Below are 18104 nucleotides of genomic sequence, written 5' to 3'. Positions count from 1 at the left end.
TCAGTCAGCAAGTTCTTCACTGACCCACCGCCTTCGCGAGCAAGCCCGCTCCCACATAAAGCAGTTCCTACACAAAGCGCCTCCCTCACAAGGCGCATTTCCCTCAGCGCATTTGCAGAATGATCGGGCTGCTGCTCGCCGGGCCCGTGTGCTCACGCAACTTGCCCACCGCCTTGGCATCCACCGCCCCACCCTGATTGCCCCAGGTGCCGCGCACAAACGTCAGCACTTCAGCAATCTCCTGGTCCGACAACTGCTCACGGAACGCCGGCATGCGATAAGCGTCCGCCACATTGGCCGCCACTACGCGCTGCGAGCCATTGAGGGTGATGTTGATCGCCGAGGCGTCCTCCTTGGCCAGTGCGGAGGTGGCGCCCGCCAGCGGCGGCATCCAGTCCGGTTGCCCTTTGCCTTCCAGCCCGTGGCACGAGGCGCAGCGGGTCACATAGGTATGCGCACCCGGCGCATCCAGGCGTTGCGCAGCCGACACCGCCTGATACTGCCAGGCCGCACCGTCGCGCTGCTCGTCGCCCGGCAATGACCGCAGATAGCGCGCAATCGCCGCCAGGTCATCGTCACTCATGAACTGCGTGGAGTTGTTGAACGCCTCGGTCATCGAGCCATAAACCACCGCATGTTTGTTGCGACCGGTCTTGAGGAACTGCACCACTTCCGGCTCGTTCCAGCGCCCCAGGCCGGTGTTGGGATCATCCCGCAGGCTCGGTGCGTACCAGCCGTCGAGCAAGCCACCGGCCAGGTACGGCTTGCCACTTTCATCCAGGGCCTTTTCGTTGAAGGCCAGGCCCCGTGGCGTGTGGCAACTGCCGCAATGCCCCGGGCCCTGCACGATGTAGGCCCCCCGGTTCCACAGTTCATCCTTCCCGGCCTTCGCGACATACGGCTTGCTGTCGGTAAACACGCCATTCCACAGCGCGATCGGCCACCGCATATTCAATGGCCACGGGATCGAACTCTTGATATTGGCCTGCTGCACCGGCGCCACGCCCTTCATGAAGAACGCGTATAGGGCGCGCACATCATCGTCGCTGAGCTTGGCATAGGACGGGTACGGCATCGCCGGATACAGGCGGCGCCCACCCGGCGCGACACCCTGGCGCACCGCGCGGTCGAAGTCGGCGAGGCTGTAGCTGCCAATGCCGGTTTCCGGGTCTGGCGTGACGTTGGTGGCGTGGATCGCCCCCAGCGGCGTGGCCATTTCCAGGCCACCGGCAAAGGGCTTGCCGTTGGGCACGCTGTGGCACGCCACACAGTCGCTGAGCCGGGCGACATACTCGCCTCGGGCGACCAGCGCCGGGTCCGTGGCGACGGGCTCGGCCCCCAGCGGCGAGACAGGCTCGCGGGTGACATACCAGGCCAGCAGGCCTGCGGCGACCAGGCACGGCAGCGCCAGCCAGCCAACGGTTCTTGCGAATCGACGGTTGTTCATAAGTGCTCAGACCCCGGTCAGGTGAAGGAGTGGCGGCTTAACGGCATGCTGCGAACGCGCTGCCCGGTCAACGCCGCGACGGCGTTGGCCACGGCAGGCGCCACGGCGGGCAGCGGCGGTTCGCCAATACCGCCCATTTTTTCCCCGCTCTCGATCACGCGCACGTGCACCCGGGCCATCCGCGAAGGCGGCAGCACCGGGTACAAATCGTAGTTACGCGCCCGAGGCAAGCCGTCCACATACACCGCTTCCTCCAACAGCACCTGGGACAAGCCCAGCGACACCGCCCCATTCACCTGCGCCTCGACAATCGCCGGGTTGACGATGCTGCCCGGGTCGATTGCCTGCCAGATGTCGTGCACCTTGACCTGGCCGTTCTCGATCGACACCTCGGCAATCACCGCCGTCTGGGTGCCGAACGGTGACGCCATCGCCACCCCGCGTGCGCGCTTGCTGCCGTCCTCGGCAACAAACGGCCCACGTTTCCAGCCACCCGACAACTCGCCCACCGCCTTCAGCAGGGTGGTCAGCCGCTGGTTATCCCGCAACAGATGCAGGCGCAACTCGAACGGGTCCTTGCCCCCCTTGTCGGCCAGTTCATCCAGGAAAGATTCGTAGAAAAAGTCATTCAGCGAATTGCCCACCGAACGCCAGTAGCCCAGCATCACCGGGCCCTTCACATAGATCTGCGCGATACGCTTGTTGGGAATCGCATAGGACTTGCCGGACAGTCCCTCAAGGGCCGTCGGGTCGAGCTTCTCGCCCTGCTTGCCCGCCAGGGCCTCGGTCGGTCCCTCCGTGGCACTCACCGCTTCAATCGCCACCGGCCAGCCGTCGCTGTCCAGCGCCCCACGGAAATTCACCGCTGCGACCGGGCGCAGCACATCCCGCAGGAATTCTTCTTCGCGGCTCCAGATCAACTTCACCGGGCGCCCCACCGCCTTGGCCAACTCGATGGCCTGCGGGTAAGGACTGGCCGAGTCATACAGGAAGTGCCGCCCGAAAAAACCACCCAACAAAGGCGAATGCAGGGTAATCCGCTCCGGGGCCAGGCCGGTGCGCTTGGCGATATCGGCCAGGAACATGTCCTGCGCCTGATTCGGCAGCCAGATCTCCAGCGAACCGTCAGGGTTGAAGCGCGCCAGCGCCGAAGGCGGCTCCAACTGGGCATGGTGCAGGTACTGGTTGTGGTAAGTGGCCTCGACCCTGGTCTTGGCATTGGCCAGCGTGCCGGCCACGTCGCCCTCGTTCTCATCATCACGGGCCGGGCCGGTTTCTGCGGCCAGGCGCTTGAAATGCTCGTCGCTGGAAAAGTCCTTCGGCATCCCGCGCACCTTGGAATCAGCCGTCGGCTCCAGCCAGTCGACCTGAATCGACTCCACCGCACGCTTGGCATGCCACCAACGCTCGGCCACCACCGCCACCGCACCGGGCAGGCGATGCACCGAATGCACGCCCGGCATGGCCTTGACCTGGTCTTCGTTGCGCAGGCTGCCCACGGTCATGCCGAGTCGGGGCGCATGCTGCACGGCGGCATGGAGCATGCCGTCGACCTTCATATCAATGCTGTACAGCGCCTTGCCGGTGGACTTGTCATACGCATCGAGACGCTTCACCGGCTTGCCGATCCAACGGAACTGGCTTGGGTCGCGCAGCTTCACACTGGACACATCCGGTACCGGCAGGTCCATCGCCCGCCCGGCCAACTCGCCATACGCAAGGGAACGCCCGGACGCCGCGTGTACCACCTTGCCCGGCTCGGTCGACAGCTCGCTCACCGGTACCTTCAGCGCCTGCGCCCCGGCCTCCAGCAACATGGCCCGGGCCAGCGCACCCAGCCGGCGCATCGTGGGGTAACTCATCCGCACCGACATACTGCCGCCGGTGATGCGCATGCCGTTCTCCATCACCACAAAGGCTTCACCGGGCGGGGCACACTCAACCAGGAACGTGGCCGGGTCGGCGTCCAACTCCTCGCCGACAATCTGCGCCATCGCGGTGAACGTGCCCTGGCCGCCTTCGATAAACGGGCTGAGCAAACGAATCGTGTTGTCCGGGCGAATCTCCAGGAAGGCCGGCACCTGCGTACCGCGTTCGGCCGTGGCCGCGGCGGTGGCCGCCTGCACTCGGCCAGACCCCAGCGGCAGGCCAAAACCGATCACCAGCGCGCCCACGGCCGTACTGGCCAGGAAGCGACGGCGGGACAGGTTCACCGGGTCAGTCAGCGCCGCGACCAAGGGCAGCGCAGTGGGATCAATGCGAATGTTCATCAGGCCTCTCCCTTCTGCGCAAGGTCATGCACGGCCGCATGAATGGCGTTATAGGTGCCACAGCGACAGAGGTTGACCATGGCGGCCTCGATCTGCGCATCACTGGGCTTGGGCGTGTGCTTGAGCAGCGCGGTGGCCGCCATTACCTGGCCGGATTGGCAGTAGCCGCATTGGGCGACCTGGTATTCCACCCAGGTGGCGACGACCCGCTTGCCGACGTCATCGGACTCGATGGCTTCGATGGTGGTGATTTCGCGGCCGACCACGCCGGAAACGGGCGTGACGCAGGAACGCACGACATTGCCGTCCACAAGCACCGAACACGCACCGCATTGCGCCAGGCCGCAGCCGTATTTGGTGCCGGTCATGCCCAGGTTGTCGCGGATGACCCAGAGCAGGGGCGTGTCGGGTTCGGCGTCGACTTGGTGGGTCTGCTGGTTAATTCGTAATTCCATGGCTCACCCGCTGATCATCGGTTGGTGTTGCATTTTTTAGTATTTTTAGACGGCAAGACGGGGCCTCGCCGCTGGGCATCGATGGCCCGTCTGGTTCGCGCGCGCGTGGTTTGAGTAGTCTAGCGGGCGATGGGAATGACTTTAGACCCTGGTTCATCAAGGCGCTATGCAGGGGTGGGCAAGATCGCAGGATTAGGCAAGTATTCAAGAGGATTGCGTCAGGGGGAGCGGCCTGTGGTGTCAGTGGCGGTCACGCCGGGTGGTGTTCCACCAGAAAGTCGACAAATGCCCTGACCCGCGCAGGCATCGCCGCGCCGCCGACGAACACCGCGTGAATCGGCTCCTGGTCTCCGGGGTTGTACGCTTCAAGCAACGGCACCAGATCACCGCTGGCCAGGTCATCTGCCACGCTGAATGCGCCAATGCGCGCGATGCCGGCACCCAGCTTGGCCAGCTGGGACAATACCTCCCCGCTGTTACCCTCGATCGTACCCGACACCTGCAGCGAAAAATCGCGCCCGTCCACGCGAAACGGCCAGTCGGGCGCTGCCCGGCGGAAGTTGAAACGCAGGCAGTTGTGGTTGAGCAAGTCCTGCGGCAGCCGCGGCGTGCCGTGACGCGCCAGGTAGTCCGGGGAAGCGACTATGACCTCGCCGATGGAGCCGATAAGGCGAGCGGTCAAGGGGCTGTCGGCCAATTGACCGAAGCGGATTGCAACGTCCGCTTGCCCGCCCAGGATATCCACCACCTCATCCTCCAGCCGCAACTCAACCACGATGGCCGGGTAGCGCGCGCTGAACGCGGCAACCAGCGGCACGATCGACAGCCGCCCGTGTGCGAGCGCCGCGCTGACCCTCAGCCGCCCCCGTGGCGCGCCCTGGTCGGTGATCGCATCCTCGACTTCGGCCATGTCCGCCAGGATCCGCCGGGCGCCGCGCAAATACGCTTCGCCTTCGGCCGTGAGCGTGATCGCCCGGGTGGTGCGCAGCAGCAGGCGGGTGCCTATGCGCCCCTCGATGCGGGTGATGATGCGGCTGATGGATGACGGCGTGAGGCCAAGCACCCGAGCCGCCCCCGAGAGGCTACCCTGCTCCGCGACCATGGCGAACACCGCCATCTCCCCCGACCGACCGCCTATGTCCACTTGTGATCTCCACGCAAAGCTGTAGTGCCCTGCCGAGGGCTACCGCCTGAAAAGTCGTGATTGTAGCATTTGATACAAAGATGAGGAGTCACCTATGCGTATCAACCCACCCCTTGTAGCACTGTCCATCGGCGCCTTCGGCATCGGGGTCACCGAGTTTGCCCCCATGGGCATGTTGCCCGGGATCGCCGCCGACCTCGGTGTTTCCATTCCCGCCGCCGGGCTGCTGGTCAGCGCCTATGCCATGGGCGTGCTGATCGGCGCCCCGATCATGACCCTCGCGACAGCCAGGGTGGCGCGCCGTTATCTGCTGGTGGGCCTGATGGCCATTTTCACCCTGGGTAATCTGCTGTCCGCCCTGGCCACCGACTACCAGACCCTGATGGTCGCCCGGTTGGTGACATCGCTGAATCACGGGGCATTCTTCGGCATCGGCTCCATCGTGGCAGCGAGTGTGGTGGCGCCCGACAAACGCGCGGGGGCCGTCGCCGCGATGTTCCTCGGGCTGACCCTGGCGACCATCGGTGGCGTGCCCCTGGCAACCTGGTTCGGCGAGAACTTCGGCTGGCGTACGGCGTTCTGGGGCATCAGCGGGCTCGGGGCGTTCGTGATGGTGGCCCTGTGGTGGGCACTACCGAATACGCCCGCTCCAAAAGGGGGAAGCCTGATGGCCGAAATCCGCGTACTGGGCCGCGGGCCGGTGCTGGCAGCGCTGGCGTTGACCGTGGTGGGGTCCAGCGCCATGTTCACGGTGTTTACCTATATCGCGCCGATTCTGCGGGACGTCACCCACGCCTCGACCAACTTCGTCACCGCAATGCTCGTGCTGTTCGGGATCGGCCTGACCCTCGGCAACGTCTGGGGCGGCAGGTCTGCGGACCGTTCGGTGGACCGCACCCTGATAACGTCGCTCGTGGTCCTGATTGCCGTGCTGCTGGCGTTCTCTGTGCTCATGCAATGGCCGCTGCCCGCCGCCTTGTCGATCCTGCTGTGGGGCGCCGCCAGCTTTGCGCTGGTACCTCCCCTGCAAATGCGCGTGATGGAAGCCGCCAAGGATGCACCCAACCTGGCCTCGGCGATGAACATCGGTGCGTTCAACTTCGGTAACGCCATTGGCGCGGCGCTGGGGGGAGCAGTGATCAACGCAGGGCTGGGCTACCCGGCCATTTCGCTGGCTGGTGCGATCATGGCGGCCCTGGGTTTGCTGATGGTGCTGGGGCTCGGCTGGCGCTCGCGGCGCACAGGTTCACGTATCTGCCAGGAACCGGCGCAGGCATAAGGACAGCCGCGCTCAAACGGCCCCCCTGCACCCTCCCCTCTGAAAAGCCCCGAATCCCGGGGCTTTTTTGCGTCTGCCTGGCCGCCATCCAGCGCTGCAAAAAATTTCAACTAGTGACTTTCATTATGAAATCCACTGTGCAATATTACTTGCGTAATATTTAGCAACAGATCCCGGAGTCCCTCATGAAGAAAGCCAGCTTCCAACCCATGTCCTGCCCGGTCGCCCGTGCCCTGGAGCACATCGGTGATGGTTGGAGCCTGTTGATCCTGCGTGATGCGTTCTACGGGCTGCGCCGTTTCGACGAGTTCCTGCAGAGCCTCGGGATCGCCTCGAACACCCTGACCCGCCGCCTGAATGCGTTGGTGGCCGGCGGCTTGCTGGAACGGCGCCCGTACCAGGACAACCCGCCGCGCCATGAGTACCACCTCACCGAAGCGGGCCGGGACTTGCGCCAGGTCATCCTCACGCTGATGGCCTGGGGCGCGCGGCATGCCGAGGGCTCGACCAAGGTGTTTCTCGCCGATGAGGCCACCGGGCGCCCGGTGGCGCTGGCGTTGATGGATGCCAACACCGGCAAACCCATCACCCGTGCGGGCCACCGCGTACATGTCAGCGCCGATGCCGAACCGCTGACCCTGTGGCGCGCACGAACCGGCCGGGCCTACGCCGAAAAAGACCAGCTGGTCAGCCCCTTCCCCCACTAATACTCAACGAGGTCATTTCGTCATGGACGCTCCAGTCAGCGCTGTGCCCGAACCCACCCAACCATCCCGGCGCAAACAGGTTTTGCGCCTGGGGCTGCTGACCCTGGCCGTGGCGGGCGGCGTGTGGTACGCCAGTCACTGGTGGCTGGTCAGCCGGTTTATCGAAGACACCGACGACGCCTATGTCGGGGCGGATGTGACGGTGATCAGCGCCAAAGTGCCGGGATATATCAGCGAAGTGACGGTGCAGGACAACCAGTTCGTACGGGCCGGCGACGTGCTGGCGCGCATCGATGTGCGCGACTACCGCACGGCCCTGGCCAAGGCCGACGGCGCCGTGGCTGCGCAACAAGCCTCGCTCGCCAACCTCGACGCCACCGAACAACTGCAACTGGCCGTGATCAACCAGGCCAAGGCGCAGATCGACGCCACCGATGCCGAAGCACAACGGGCCGGCGACGATCAAACGCGTTACCAGAACCTGGTGCGCAGCCAGGCCGTATCGGTCGAAAGCGCACAGCGGGTCAGCGCCGTATGGAAGACCGCCCGCGCCGACCACTCCCGGGCACAGGCCGGGTTGATGGCGGCGCGCCGGCAAATCGACGTGATTGAAACCCAGCGCGGCCAAGCGCGTGCCGCGTTGCAACAGGCGCAGGCCGAGCGCGACCAGGCGCAATTGAACATCAGCTATACCGAACTGCGGGCCCCAGTGGACGGCTACGTGGGCAATCGCCGCGCCCGGGTCGGTGCCTACGCCGCGGCCGGCAGCCAACTGATCTCGGTGGTGCCCGCGAAAGGATTGTGGGTGGATGCCAACTTCAAGGAAGACCAATTGGGGCGCCTGCAGGTCGGGCAAAGCGTGAGCATCCGCGCCGACATCCTCCCCGGCCGTGAATTCCACGGGCACATCGAGAGCCTGGCCCCTGCCACCGGGGCGCAATTCAGTGTGCTGCCGCCGGAAAACGCCACCGGCAACTTCACCAAGATCGTGCAGCGAGTGCCGGTGCGCGTGCGCCTCGACAGCAATGACGCCGACTTCGGCGCCCTGCGTCCGGGCCTGTCGGTGATGGCGAAGGTCAACACCGATGAGGCGTTCGAGGACCAGGCCAGCGCCCTCAAGGCCCAGCTATGAACAGCCCGTTGCCCGCCCTCAGCACCGCACAAAAGGTCGCGGCCTTCGCCACCATGTGCGTGGGCATGTTCATCGCCTTGATCGACATCCAGATCGTCTCCGCCTCCCTCAAGGACATCGGCGGCGGGTTGTCTGCCGGCGCGGACGATACGGCGTGGGTGCAGACCGCCTACCTGATCGCGGAAATCATCGTGATCCCCATGTCAGGCTGGCTCTCCCGGGTGATGAGCACGCGCTGGCTGTTCGCGGCGTCGGCGGCCGGGTTCACCTTGACCAGCCTGCTGTGCGCGATGGCCTGGAACATCCAGAGCATGATCGCGTTTCGCGCCTTGCAGGGGTTCCTGGGGGGCTCGATGATTCCGTTGGTGTTCACCACCGCGTTCATGTACTTCAACGGCAAGCAGCGGGTGATCGCAGCCTCCACCATCGGCGCCATCGCGTCCCTGGCGCCCACATTGGGCCCGGCCGTGGGCGGCTGGATCACCGACATCTCCTCCTGGCACTGGCTGTTCTACATCAACCTGCTGCCCGGCCTCTTCGTGACCTTTGCGGTGCCGATGCTGGTCAAGGTCGACCGCCCCAACCCGTCATTGCTCAAGGGCGCCGACTATATCGGTATGGCGTTGATGGCGGTGTTTCTCGGCTGCCTGGAATACACCCTTGAAGAGGGCCCGCGCTGGAACTGGTTCAGCGACAGCACCATCTCGACCACGGCCTGGATAGCCGCCATCAGCGGCGGGCTGTTTATCTGGCGCTGCCTGGAAATCAAGGAGCCGATCGTCGACCTGCGCGCGCTTCGGGACAGGAACTTCGCCCTGGGCTGCCTGTTTTCATTTATCACCGGCATCGGCATTTTCGCCACCATCTACCTCACGCCGCTGTTTCTCGGGCGGGTGCGCGGGTACGGCTCGCTGGATATCGGCCTGGCGGTGTTTTCCACGGGGGTGTTCCAGTTGCTGGCGATCCCGGTGTACGCCTTGCTGGCCAATCGTTTCGACCTGCGCTGGATCCTGATGTTCGGGTTATCGCTGTTCGCCCTGTCGATGTGGGACTTCTCCCCCATCACCCATGACTGGGGCGCCAAGGAGCTGCTGTTGCCCCAGGCCATACGCGGGTTTGCTCAACAAATGGCAGTGCCGCCGGTGGTCACCCTGACCCTCGGCGCACTGGCCCCCGACCGCCTGAAGCTTGCCTCGGGCCTGTTCAACCTGATGCGCAACCTCGGCGGCGCCATCGGCATCGCCGCCTGCGCCACGGTGCTCAATGACCGCACCAACCTGCACTTCCTGCGCCTGGCCGAGCACCTGAACATCCGGAACGAGTCGATGAATGTCTGGCTTGACCAGCTTTCAGGGAATGCCCAGTTGCTGGGGCAAAACAGCCTGGATTCGAGCCAGTTCGCGCTGAGTCAGCTGTGGGCGCTGACCTGGCGCGAGGCGCAAACGCTGACCTATGCGGACGCATTCCTGATGATCATGGTGTGCTTCGTCGTCGCCGTGTTGCTGGTGCCGTTGATGCGCAAGGTGCAACCGCCGAAGCAGCCGACGGCGGATGCGCATTAGAGAGGACTTGTCACAACGTTTGAGGCTGTGAGTACAGCACCCGGCTCCATTGCCTACAGTCGCGTCGGAATTTGCCAGCTTGTGCATCTGGGAGGCACCTCTCTAAGGTTGCCCAGGCGCTGAATACCCCTTTACCTGTACTCAACCTCGCGTCGACAAGATGTAGCCATCTAGCTACAAATGGAACTATGATCAACAAGAAAAAAATATACGAGATCCACCAAACACCCGAGTTCGAGAGCTGGCTTAAACGTATGAAGGACACTCAGGGAAAAGCGGCAATTCTGACCCGACTGGATCGTGCCGGAGCGGGCAACTTTGGTGATTGCGAATCGGTTGGCGATGGGATGAGCGAAATGCGTGTTTTTGTTGGCCCGGGCTACAGAATTTACTATGTGCGCTCGGGAATCGCAGAGTACTTGATGCTCAGCGGGAGCGATAAAACGGATCAAAAACGGGGCATACAAAAAGCTAAAGCAATACTCGCTGGCCTGAGAGGTAAATGATATGAGCGATAAATTCAATCCCGAGGAGATGCCAATCCTCAGCCTCGACACGACGGGTACGACTCATTACGAAGCCTCGCGCTTTCTCGATAGCCCGGAAGCAATGGCGGCCTATTTGGCTGAAAGTCTGAAAACCGGTGATACCGAGGGCCTTATTCATGCGTTGGCCGAGGTCGCAAAAGCCAAAGGCGTAAATAAGGTCGCCAAGGATGCGGGGGTCAATCGTGAAAGCCTTTATAAGGTGCTGAAAGCCGGCTCGAAAACGCGATTTGAGACCATAAGGAAGCTGATGACCGCAATCGGTGTCGAACTCACCGTACAACCGGTAACAGCGCTGGCTGTCACTTCAAAACCCGTTGATCCAAGGGCTGGCAAGCCCGTTTCAGCCGCCAAGCCTGCAGCGAAGACGCGCTCGTGATCATCACTGTGTGTTTTGTTGTGGCCGTGTTGCTGGTGCCGTTGATGCGCATTGAGTCGCCGTCAGACAGTGAGGTACTGGATCACCTCGCCCATCGCGTCAATATCGGGAGCATCGCTCACTGCTGCTTCCGAGTTGCACCATGGGTAACTCAGACCTGACACCCACTTCATGACGCTCCCCAAATCCGCAGCGGGCAGCGTCTTCATATGCTCGATAGTGATGGTGAGCTTTTCAACAAGCCCCGACTCAACACTGAACTGCCACTCATACACCCCACACCCAACCCGGGCTTCGCCGGAGTTTTTGTCGGACATCCCCACCAGCCATTTGCACTGATAGGTTTTGGCCCCCGCTTCGGGTGGCTGCCCCAGGCAAAACGTATAGACGTTTTCAAAGGTCTGCCCGAACCGCCTCACCAGCACATCGCCGATGCCGCCCATCCCTTCGACGTGGGGCGGAAACGAGATGGACCCGGTGCGCACCACCATGTCCAGGATTGCCTCGGGAACAAACGCCCGGCTGAGCAAATGCGGGCGGTTACCGTCCTTGGCGAGTATGTAGTGCTGAATCGCGAGTTGAGCAGTGTTCATGGTTTTTCCGTCGATTCCCTATCAGGTAATGCTTAGGCCTTCTGGATCAGCTCTCAGAGGTAACAACAGGCTCATCACCGGACTCGGCAGCCAGCTTCAATCGGTCTGCTTTGCTGATGTATTTATCCTTTTTGGCCGGTGCCAATTTGGCGCTGGCCTTTTTGGCCTTGGCCTTGAACAGCTGCTGTAGTTTTTTTTGACGATTCATGTTTTCTATCCGGTGTGTCATCAGTGCTTGCCGGCGTGATTATCCATCTTTCATGCCTTTATCGAAGCACATTTAATTCACGGCACTCCACAGCGCCACAGCGGTCTGTCCCTATACGTCCCTATTCTCGCCCAGCGGAGCCACCATGATCATTGTCCACCACCTCAACAATTCCCGTTCGCAACGCATCCTGTGGCTGCTCGAAGAACTCGGCCTGCCCTACGAGCTCAAGCGCTACCAGCGCGACCCGAAAACCAACCTCGCGCCCCCTGAACTCAAGGCGATCAATGCCCTGGGCAAATCACCGGTGATTCAAGACGGTCCCCACGTGGTGATCGAGTCCGGCGCCATCATCGACTACCTGATTCGCCGCCATGGTAACGGCCGCCTGCAACCGGATCCGGCCACTGCCACCTATGACGAATACGTGCAATGGCTGCACTTCGCCGAAGGTTCGGCCATGCTGCCACTGATGCTCAACCTGTACGTCGGGCGCCTGGGTGACGCGGGTGCGCCGTTGCATCCGCGTATCGAATCCGAGGTGGCGAACTACCTGGGTTATCTGGACAACGCACTGGGGCTCACGCCTTACCTGGTGGGTGACGAATTGACCGGCGCGGATATCCAGATGAGCTTCATCGGCGAAATCGCCCGGGCTCAGGGCAAGCTGCAGGCCTACCCGAATGTGGCGGCGTGGGTGCAACGCTTTCAGGAACGGCCGGCGTATCGCAAGGCGCTGGAACAGGGTGGCGCATACGCGTTCGCGAAGTAAAAGGCCAGGCGGTTCCGGCGGGTGTTCATCTGTATTGCGTTAATCCCCGGGATGAGGATTACTGTAGGACGCATCCGGCATTGAGATAACACAGCATGTTCGAACTCGCCCCCATCCTGACGTATGTCGCCGTGGTCATCGGCCTTTTCCTGATTCCCGGCCCAGCCGTGCTGCTGGTGATCACCCGCACCCTCCAGGGTGGGCGCAAGGTCGGGATTGCCACCGGGCTGGGGGTGGCCTCGGGCGACCTGATCCATACGCTGTGCGCGGCGCTCGGCCTGTCGGCCATCCTGATGACCTCGGCCGTGGCGTTCAACGTGGTCAAAATCGTCGGTGCCTGCTACCTGATCTACCTGGGCATACGTGCGTTTATGGCCAAGCCTGGCGCCACCACGCGCAAAGACCTGCCCACCGTGACCTCGACCCAGGCGTATTTCCAGGCGGTGGGTGCCGAAGTGCTGAACCCGAAAACCGCGATTTTCTTCCTGGCCTTCCTGCCGCAATTCATTCACCCGGAATCGGGTTCTTCCCTGGCGCAGTTCGCGGTGTTGGGGTTGATCTTCTCGGGGCTCAGTGCGGTGTACACCACGCTGATTTCGGTGGCGATTCGTCCGTTGAGCCAATGGATGGTGGGCCTTTCAAGGCTGCGCCGTTGGGAGGGAAAGATCATTGGGACGTTGTTCATGGGATTGGGGCTGAAGATTGCTTTCCAGCAGCGTTAATCGGTTGCAAACCGCTGCCTTTTAACCCGGTACATCTCACCATCCGCGTGGCTGAGCAGGCTGTCGGCATCTGCTCCATCCGCCGGGTAAAACGCTACGCCGATACTGCAGGACGGCATCTTGACCGCGCCAAACTCAGCGCTCAGGGGCTGGGTCATCACCGCAACTATCTGCTGCACTTTGGCCGACACGGCTTCCGGTGATTGAATATCCGTCAGCAGCACGGTGAATTCATCCCCGCCCATCCGGGCCACCAGGTCGCTCTCACGCACACACCCTTCCAACCGTCGTGCAATCACGCAAAGCACGCGGTCGCCCACGGTATGCCCGTGCACATCATTGATGGCCTTGAAGTCATTCACGTCCAGAAACAGCAAGGCCAGAGGACTTTTGTGGTGGTGAGCGGCTTGCAGGGCCTCGTCCAACCGGTCATTGAACAGCGAGCGATTGGTGAGGGCCGTCAACGGGTCGTGATGGGCGAGGAAACGCAGCTCTTCCTCCGCCTGCGTCAGGGCGGTTACGTCCCGCGCAACACCGATCCGCGCCCCCACTTCCTCGGACCAGAAGGCCGCCCACAGAATGTGCACCACACTGCCATCCTTGCGGATATAGCGGTTGCGGAAGTCGACGTGGGGCTTGCCATTCATGACCCGCACAATCGACGCCCGGGTGCGGGCCAGGTCTTCAGGGTGCATGTAGCGGGTGATCAGGGTGCCGGTCAGTTCCTCGGCGCGGTACCCCAGCAGCGCTTCGCAGGCATCACTCACAAACACGATCTGATTTTCACTGTCGACCACGAACACCGTATCCAGCATCAAGTGGATCAGTTTGGGATAGAGGGCTTGCAGGTCAACGGGCATAGGTCTGGGGAGCGTCTGGTTCGGATTGGGCGATCATAGCCCGATCCCGAAGGATGGCGAAAAGGAATCATAGCGGCCCGCAGAATAGCCCCCGGCAATGTTGCTGCGCCAACTGCGTCGCCACCAGCAGGCTGCGCCACCCTTCAAGGTCGTAGGAGAGCGCCCGCCAGAGCAGCCACGGCCAATAGTCGCAGAGGTGGAACACGCACCAGATCATTCGACACTCGGTTTTTATAATGAACGAATGATTGCTATGCTGAACACCCAGCGACAAAGCGTCAACCCATTTATGGATGATTTGAAGAACAAATGACCGACATAACGAACAATTTCAATCCAAGCCGAATCGACCTGCTGGCCCTGTCGATCAAGCGCGAACGCCAGGCTGCGGGGCTTTCATTGACTGAACTGGCAAAACGCGCAGGCGTGGCGAAGTCGACCTTGTCCCAGCTGGAGTCCGGCATCGGCAACCCCAGCATCGAGACCCTGTGGTCGTTGGCCACGGCGATGGGATTGCAGGTGACCCGGTTCTTCGAACAACCCCAGCAACACCTGCGGGTAATTCGCGCCAACGAGGGCCTGACCACCTATACCGAAACCGGCCACTACGCGGCCACACTGCTTGCGGATTGCCCGACGGGCGTGCGTCGCGATATCTACCGGCTAAAGGTACAGCCGGGCGAAGCGCGCCTGTCTCAGCCCCACCCTGCCGGCACCGTCGAGCACGTGCTGCTGTGCAGCGGCAGCGCGAATATCGGCCCGGCCGGTGAGCCTGTGCTGCTGCACGCCGGCGACTACATCAGCTACCTGGCGAATGCGCCCCATGTGTTCGAAGCACTTGAGGCGGATACCACGGCGGTGATGGTGATCGAACATCCCTAAGCCGCGGGGATGTGCCCTCAGGCATGGATAGGCAGGGCCAACCCGAACAGCACAAAAAACCCGCCGCAGACTTTATTGAATCGGCGCCCGGTTCGCGCCAGCCAGGGCCGTACCCGGTGCGCGGCGCTGGCCACCAGGTACTCGACGATGAACTCCACCACGGCGTAGGTCAGGGCGATGGTGAGCGTCTGCGCGATGATGCTCCGGTGCGGGTCCAGGAACGGTGGAATAAACGCGGTGAACAGCAGCAAGGCCTTGGGGTTTGAGATCGCCGATACCAGCCCCTGGCGGAACAGCGGCCAGCTCCGCGAGCTGGTAGTGCCGCTCGCCTCAAGGCTGACCGGTGCCGCCCGCCACAGCCCGAAGCCCAGCCAGATCAGGTACAGCCCGCCCGCCACCTTCAAGGCCGTGAACAAACTGGCCGATGCCTGGATCAGCGCACCCAACCCCAACGCACACAGCGCCAGCACAATCGCAAAACCGAGCACGCCGCCGCTGATGGTGAACAGCGTTTTGCGGCTGCCGTGAAGCGCACCGTGGGTCAGCGCCAATAACGCATTGGGCCCTGGCACCACCGAGATGCCGAAGCAGGTAACCAGGTAAAGCAACCAGGTATCAAAGGGCATGGATCCGATCCAGAAGGTGTTGGTTCAAGGCAGAATGTTGCGGGTGAACAAGCGTCCATGAAAAGCGCATAATTCAGGCTTTAGCCATTCGATTAACGAATAGAGGTCAGCGCGATGCCCGCCAGCGATTTGCAACTCGATTGGCTCAAATGCTTTGTGGCCGTGGTGGATGCCGGCTCGTTGTCTGGCGCCGCCCACGAGGTCAACCGCTCGCAGTCCGCCGTCAGCATGCAGATGAAGAAACTCGAAGCCGCCCTTGGACGACAGCTCTTGAGTCGCGGCCCGAGGCACCTGCAACTGACTGCCGATGGCCAGACGCTGCTGAGCTACGCCCGGCGCATGCTCGCCCTGCACGCTGAAACCCAGGCGGCGTTTCACGGTGAAGAGCTGACCGGGCGCATCCGCCTTGGCGTTGCCGAAGACTACGCGGCCCGGTACCTCACGCCGCTGCTCAAACGCTATTCGCCGCGCTACGCCGGGGTGGAAATCGAACTGACCTGTGAACAGTCGACCACGCTGATCCCGCAGTTGCGCAGCGGCGATCTCGACCTGGCGCTGGTGTCTCGGGACTCGCCCCAAAGCGGCACATTCCTGTTCAAGGAGCCCATGGTATGGGTAGGTTCACCGCAGTTCGAACTGTGGCGGCGCGACCCGATCCCCATCGCCGTCTACGAAAGCGCAAGCCTCGCCCGGCGGTATGCGGTGAACGCACTCACCCAGCAAGGCCGCGAGTTCAAGGTGGTGTACAACAGCTCCAGCCTTGCCGGCCAGGTGGCCGCCGTCGAGGGCGGGCTCGCGATTGCCGCGATTACCCAATGCACCGTGCAGGATTCGCTTCAGGTACTCGGTGACGAGCACGGTTTGGGCAGCATTGAGCCCATGGAGGTTTCGATTCTGCGTAGCCGGGCGTCCCGCGGGTCCAAGGCGGTCAATAGCCTGCATGCGTTCATCATCCGGACGCTGAGGGCTCAGACTTAGTGGGCAGAGCGTTTCGGCACAATCATCGAGCGCTTCGGCGCAGTGCAGTGCCTACGCGCTGTTTAGGATCAAGGCTCAAACCACGCCTGGACACCACCGCGATGAAACTCAAAGCACTTGCCCCCGCGATCACCCTGATCATGGCCGCCAGCGGACACGCCGCCAGCTTCTCACTCAACAGCCCGGACATTGCCGACCAACGCCCGCTGACGCACCTGCAGGAATTCAACGGCTTCGGCTGCAGCGGCGGCAACACCTCCCCTGCCCTGTCCTGGGCCAACGCCCCGGCGGGCACCAAAAGCTTCGCCATCACCGTCTACGATCCCGACGCCCCGACCGGCAGCGGCTGGTGGCACTGGACGGTGGTGAACCTGCCCGACACCGTCTCCAGCCTGCCGAGCAATGTGGGCACCCACCTGCCAGCCGGGGCGGTGCAAGGCCGCACGGACTACGGCCAACCCGGCTTCGGCGGCGCCTGCCCGCCCGTGGGTGATAAACCGCATCGCTATCAATTCACCGTGTGGGCGTTGAAAGTCGCCACCCTGCCGATCGACAATCAATCCAGCGGCGCCCTGGTCGGCTACATGCTCAATGCCAACAGCCTGGCCAAGGCCACAATCACGGCCCCTTACGGACGCTAGTCACGATGGATGTTCACGAAGGTCTGCGGCACAGGGAAAGCATCATCGAAAGCTGCGTGATCAGGGCCCGGCAACACCATACCCTGCAACGTGTGCCGATCTTCATGACCGCCCTGTGCCGCGTGCGCCAAGGGCAAAAACTGATGCAGTGGGATGAGCGCGAAATGCGCGCCGGCCCCCAGCACCTAATTCTACTGCCGGCAGGCCGCGAGCTTGGGGTGACCAATTTTCCCGGTGCCCAGGGTGACTACATCGCTGATGTGGTGTCGTTTCCGGTGACGGTGTTGCGTAACTTCGTTGCCCGGTATGGCGCGCAGTTCAAGGGCAGCATGCATGCCGACCTGTGCGTACGCCTGGACAAACAGACCCGACAAGCCTGGGACCAACTGCTGACCGCACTGAGCACCGGCGCCCCGTCGGCCTTGTGCACCCACTATGGCGAGGCCGTGTTGCTCTGCCTGTGCCTGGCCGGCCAGGCGGGACCGTTGCTGATGGATCGCAACGACCCCTTGAGTGAACGCGTGCAGCGGTTGATCGGCAGCAACCTGTCCAGGGACTGGACCGTTGCCACGGTCGCGCAGCAGTTGAATCTGGGGGAGTCGACGTTGCGTCGGCAGCTGGCCAATGAGGATGCGAGCTTCAGGGCCATCCTGGAAAATGTTCGGCTGGGGGCGGCGTTGCAACAGCTGCAAACCTCCAGGGATTCCATCGGGGAGATTTCCAGTGCGTGCGGGTATGCGTCGGCGTCGCGGTTTGCGGTGAGGTTCAAGTCACATTATGGGCTTTCGCCGCGGTCGTTGCGGGCGGCGATGTGAGGTACACACTACCTGAGTAGCCCATAACCTGTGGCGAGGGAGCTTGCTCCCGCTGGACTGCGCAGCAGGCCCATTTTTTGGGGCCGC

General features: G+C 62.7%; 20 protein-coding genes. 12 read left to right on the top strand and 8 right to left on the bottom strand.

Annotated elements, in window-relative coordinates; all coding sequences use genetic code 11:
* Positions 1 to 103: 103 nt before the first annotated feature.
* The 4 genes from ACW9I6_RS21110 to ACW9I6_RS21095 all read right to left on the bottom strand — a co-directional run bounded on the left by ACW9I6_RS21110 (position 104) and on the right by ACW9I6_RS21095 (position 5316).
* Positions 104 to 1447, bottom strand: coding sequence for a c-type cytochrome (locus ACW9I6_RS21110; protein ID WP_457339775.1), 1344 nt, complete (start codon positions 1445 to 1447; stop codon positions 104 to 106).
* A 17-nt stretch (positions 1448 to 1464) separates the two neighbouring features.
* On the bottom strand, positions 1465 to 3717 hold the full coding sequence (locus tag ACW9I6_RS21105) for a xanthine dehydrogenase family protein molybdopterin-binding subunit (RefSeq protein WP_008434712.1): 2253 nt from the start codon (positions 3715 to 3717) through the stop codon (positions 1465 to 1467).
* Positions 3717 to 4172 carry a (2Fe-2S)-binding protein gene (locus ACW9I6_RS21100; RefSeq protein ID WP_003215609.1) on the bottom strand — a complete coding sequence of 152 codons (456 nt, stop codon included), beginning with the start codon at positions 4170 to 4172 and terminating at the stop codon, positions 3717 to 3719. The genes ACW9I6_RS21105 and ACW9I6_RS21100 overlap by 1 nt, the downstream gene beginning before the upstream one ends.
* 250 nt (positions 4173 to 4422) lie before the next feature.
* Positions 4423 to 5316 (bottom strand): LysR family transcriptional regulator, encoded by an 894-nt coding sequence (locus ACW9I6_RS21095; RefSeq protein WP_177036115.1) that lies wholly within the window; start codon positions 5314 to 5316, stop codon positions 4423 to 4425.
* 94 nt (positions 5317 to 5410) lie between these two features.
* Here ACW9I6_RS21095 and ACW9I6_RS21090 point away from each other — a divergent pair, with 94 nt between their 5' ends.
* The 6 genes from ACW9I6_RS21090 (at position 5411) to ACW9I6_RS21065 (ending at position 10920) form a co-directional block, all read left to right on the top strand.
* Entirely contained in the window at positions 5411 to 6595 is a 1185-nt protein-coding gene (locus ACW9I6_RS21090; RefSeq protein WP_457339774.1) for an MFS transporter, read from the top strand.
* A gap of 185 nt (positions 6596 to 6780) precedes the next feature.
* Positions 6781 to 7302, top strand: coding sequence for a winged helix-turn-helix transcriptional regulator (locus tag ACW9I6_RS21085; RefSeq protein WP_177039835.1), 522 nt, complete (start codon positions 6781 to 6783; stop codon positions 7300 to 7302).
* Between the two features lie 22 nt (positions 7303 to 7324).
* Positions 7325 to 8434 carry an HlyD family secretion protein gene (locus ACW9I6_RS21080; protein WP_008434719.1) on the top strand — a complete coding sequence of 370 codons (1110 nt, stop codon included), beginning with the start codon at positions 7325 to 7327 and terminating at the stop codon, positions 8432 to 8434.
* Positions 8431 to 9996, top strand: a complete 1566-nt coding sequence (locus tag ACW9I6_RS21075) for a DHA2 family efflux MFS transporter permease subunit (protein WP_134326310.1) — start codon at positions 8431 to 8433, stop codon at positions 9994 to 9996. Before ACW9I6_RS21080 ends, ACW9I6_RS21075 begins: the two co-directional genes overlap by 4 nt.
* Before the next feature lie 188 nt (positions 9997 to 10184).
* A complete protein-coding gene (locus ACW9I6_RS21070) occupies positions 10185 to 10502 on the top strand; it encodes a type II toxin-antitoxin system RelE/ParE family toxin (RefSeq protein ID WP_008434722.1) in 318 nt (105 codons plus the stop codon).
* Position 10503: 1 nt separating this feature from the next.
* Complete coding sequence (locus tag ACW9I6_RS21065; RefSeq protein ID WP_008434724.1) at positions 10504 to 10920, top strand: addiction module antidote protein; 417 nt, start codon at positions 10504 to 10506, stop codon at positions 10918 to 10920.
* A 62-nt stretch (positions 10921 to 10982) separates the two neighbouring features.
* Here ACW9I6_RS21065 and ACW9I6_RS21060 read toward each other — a convergent pair whose 3' ends face one another.
* Positions 10983 to 11513, bottom strand: coding sequence for a hypothetical protein (locus tag ACW9I6_RS21060; RefSeq protein WP_008434726.1), 531 nt, complete (start codon positions 11511 to 11513; stop codon positions 10983 to 10985).
* A gap of 46 nt (positions 11514 to 11559) precedes the next feature.
* Complete coding sequence (locus tag ACW9I6_RS21055) at positions 11560 to 11721, bottom strand: DUF2986 domain-containing protein (RefSeq protein WP_008434728.1); 162 nt, start codon at positions 11719 to 11721, stop codon at positions 11560 to 11562.
* A gap of 145 nt (positions 11722 to 11866) precedes the next feature.
* Here ACW9I6_RS21055 and ACW9I6_RS21050 point away from each other — a divergent pair, with 145 nt between their 5' ends.
* Together ACW9I6_RS21050 and ACW9I6_RS21045 are read left to right on the top strand one after the other, a co-directional pair.
* A complete protein-coding gene (locus ACW9I6_RS21050) occupies positions 11867 to 12493 on the top strand; it encodes a glutathione S-transferase family protein (protein ID WP_102368774.1) in 627 nt (208 codons plus the stop codon).
* Between the two features lie 95 nt (positions 12494 to 12588).
* Complete coding sequence (locus ACW9I6_RS21045; RefSeq protein ID WP_177019880.1) at positions 12589 to 13215, top strand: LysE family translocator; 627 nt, start codon at positions 12589 to 12591, stop codon at positions 13213 to 13215.
* Here ACW9I6_RS21045 and ACW9I6_RS21040 read toward each other — a convergent pair.
* Complete coding sequence (locus ACW9I6_RS21040) at positions 13212 to 14075, bottom strand: diguanylate cyclase domain-containing protein (RefSeq protein WP_457339773.1); 864 nt, start codon at positions 14073 to 14075, stop codon at positions 13212 to 13214. The genes ACW9I6_RS21045 and ACW9I6_RS21040 overlap by 4 nt on opposite strands.
* A gap of 309 nt (positions 14076 to 14384) precedes the next feature.
* Between ACW9I6_RS21040 and ACW9I6_RS21035 the strand changes: the two genes are divergently transcribed.
* A complete protein-coding gene (locus tag ACW9I6_RS21035) occupies positions 14385 to 14957 on the top strand; it encodes a helix-turn-helix domain-containing protein (protein ID WP_457339772.1) in 573 nt (190 codons plus the stop codon).
* A gap of 17 nt (positions 14958 to 14974) precedes the next feature.
* Here the strand turns inward: ACW9I6_RS21035 and ACW9I6_RS21030 are convergent, their stop codons facing one another.
* The gene (locus tag ACW9I6_RS21030; RefSeq protein ID WP_177069458.1) at positions 14975 to 15583 is read right to left on the bottom strand and encodes a LysE family translocator; all 609 of its coding nucleotides are present in this window, start codon (positions 15581 to 15583) and stop codon (positions 14975 to 14977) included.
* 114 nt (positions 15584 to 15697) lie between these two features.
* On the opposite strand from ACW9I6_RS21030, the gene ACW9I6_RS21025 reads away from it, so the two are divergent.
* The 3 genes from ACW9I6_RS21025 (at position 15698) to ACW9I6_RS21015 (ending at position 18017) form a co-directional block, all read left to right on the top strand.
* Complete coding sequence (locus ACW9I6_RS21025) at positions 15698 to 16561, top strand: LysR family transcriptional regulator (protein ID WP_457339771.1); 864 nt, start codon at positions 15698 to 15700, stop codon at positions 16559 to 16561.
* Positions 16562 to 16662: 101 nt separating this feature from the next.
* Positions 16663 to 17202, top strand: a complete 540-nt coding sequence (locus ACW9I6_RS21020) for a YbhB/YbcL family Raf kinase inhibitor-like protein (RefSeq protein WP_177008666.1) — start codon at positions 16663 to 16665, stop codon at positions 17200 to 17202.
* A 5-nt stretch (positions 17203 to 17207) separates the two neighbouring features.
* Positions 17208 to 18017: a helix-turn-helix transcriptional regulator gene (locus ACW9I6_RS21015; RefSeq protein WP_177055057.1), complete on the top strand. Its 810-nt coding sequence runs from the start codon at positions 17208 to 17210 to the stop codon at positions 18015 to 18017.
* Positions 18018 to 18104: the final 87 nt, after the last annotated feature.

It is taken from the genome of Pseudomonas sp. SDO5522_S412 (genome assembly GCF_054071215.1).
This window is presented reverse-complemented; position numbering and strand designations above follow the sequence as displayed.

Coding starts and splice junctions, on each gene's coding strand:
- ACW9I6_RS21110 (WP_457339775.1), bottom strand. CDS start 1,447: ATGAACAACCGTCGATTCGCAAGAACCGTTGGCTGGCTGGCGCTGCCG.
- ACW9I6_RS21105 (WP_008434712.1), bottom strand. CDS start 3,717: ATGAACATTCGCATTGATCCCACTGCGCTGCCCTTGGTCGCGGCGCTG.
- ACW9I6_RS21100 (WP_003215609.1), bottom strand. CDS start 4,172: ATGGAATTACGAATTAACCAGCAGACCCACCAAGTCGACGCCGAACCC.
- ACW9I6_RS21090 (WP_457339774.1), top strand. CDS start 5,411: ATGCGTATCAACCCACCCCTTGTAGCACTGTCCATCGGCGCCTTCGGC.
- ACW9I6_RS21085 (WP_177039835.1), top strand. CDS start 6,781: ATGAAGAAAGCCAGCTTCCAACCCATGTCCTGCCCGGTCGCCCGTGCC.
- ACW9I6_RS21080 (WP_008434719.1), top strand. CDS start 7,325: ATGGACGCTCCAGTCAGCGCTGTGCCCGAACCCACCCAACCATCCCGG.
- ACW9I6_RS21075 (WP_134326310.1), top strand. CDS start 8,431: ATGAACAGCCCGTTGCCCGCCCTCAGCACCGCACAAAAGGTCGCGGCC.
- ACW9I6_RS21070 (WP_008434722.1), top strand. CDS start 10,185: ATGATCAACAAGAAAAAAATATACGAGATCCACCAAACACCCGAGTTC.
- ACW9I6_RS21065 (WP_008434724.1), top strand. CDS start 10,504: ATGAGCGATAAATTCAATCCCGAGGAGATGCCAATCCTCAGCCTCGAC.
- ACW9I6_RS21060 (WP_008434726.1), bottom strand. CDS start 11,513: ATGAACACTGCTCAACTCGCGATTCAGCACTACATACTCGCCAAGGAC.
- ACW9I6_RS21055 (WP_008434728.1), bottom strand. CDS start 11,721: ATGAATCGTCAAAAAAAACTACAGCAGCTGTTCAAGGCCAAGGCCAAA.
- ACW9I6_RS21050 (WP_102368774.1), top strand. CDS start 11,867: ATGATCATTGTCCACCACCTCAACAATTCCCGTTCGCAACGCATCCTG.
- ACW9I6_RS21045 (WP_177019880.1), top strand. CDS start 12,589: ATGTTCGAACTCGCCCCCATCCTGACGTATGTCGCCGTGGTCATCGGC.
- ACW9I6_RS21040 (WP_457339773.1), bottom strand. CDS start 14,075: ATGCCCGTTGACCTGCAAGCCCTCTATCCCAAACTGATCCACTTGATG.
- ACW9I6_RS21035 (WP_457339772.1), top strand. CDS start 14,385: ATGACCGACATAACGAACAATTTCAATCCAAGCCGAATCGACCTGCTG.
- ACW9I6_RS21030 (WP_177069458.1), bottom strand. CDS start 15,583: ATGCCCTTTGATACCTGGTTGCTTTACCTGGTTACCTGCTTCGGCATC.
- ACW9I6_RS21025 (WP_457339771.1), top strand. CDS start 15,698: ATGCCCGCCAGCGATTTGCAACTCGATTGGCTCAAATGCTTTGTGGCC.
- ACW9I6_RS21020 (WP_177008666.1), top strand. CDS start 16,663: ATGAAACTCAAAGCACTTGCCCCCGCGATCACCCTGATCATGGCCGCC.
- ACW9I6_RS21015 (WP_177055057.1), top strand. CDS start 17,208: ATGGATGTTCACGAAGGTCTGCGGCACAGGGAAAGCATCATCGAAAGC.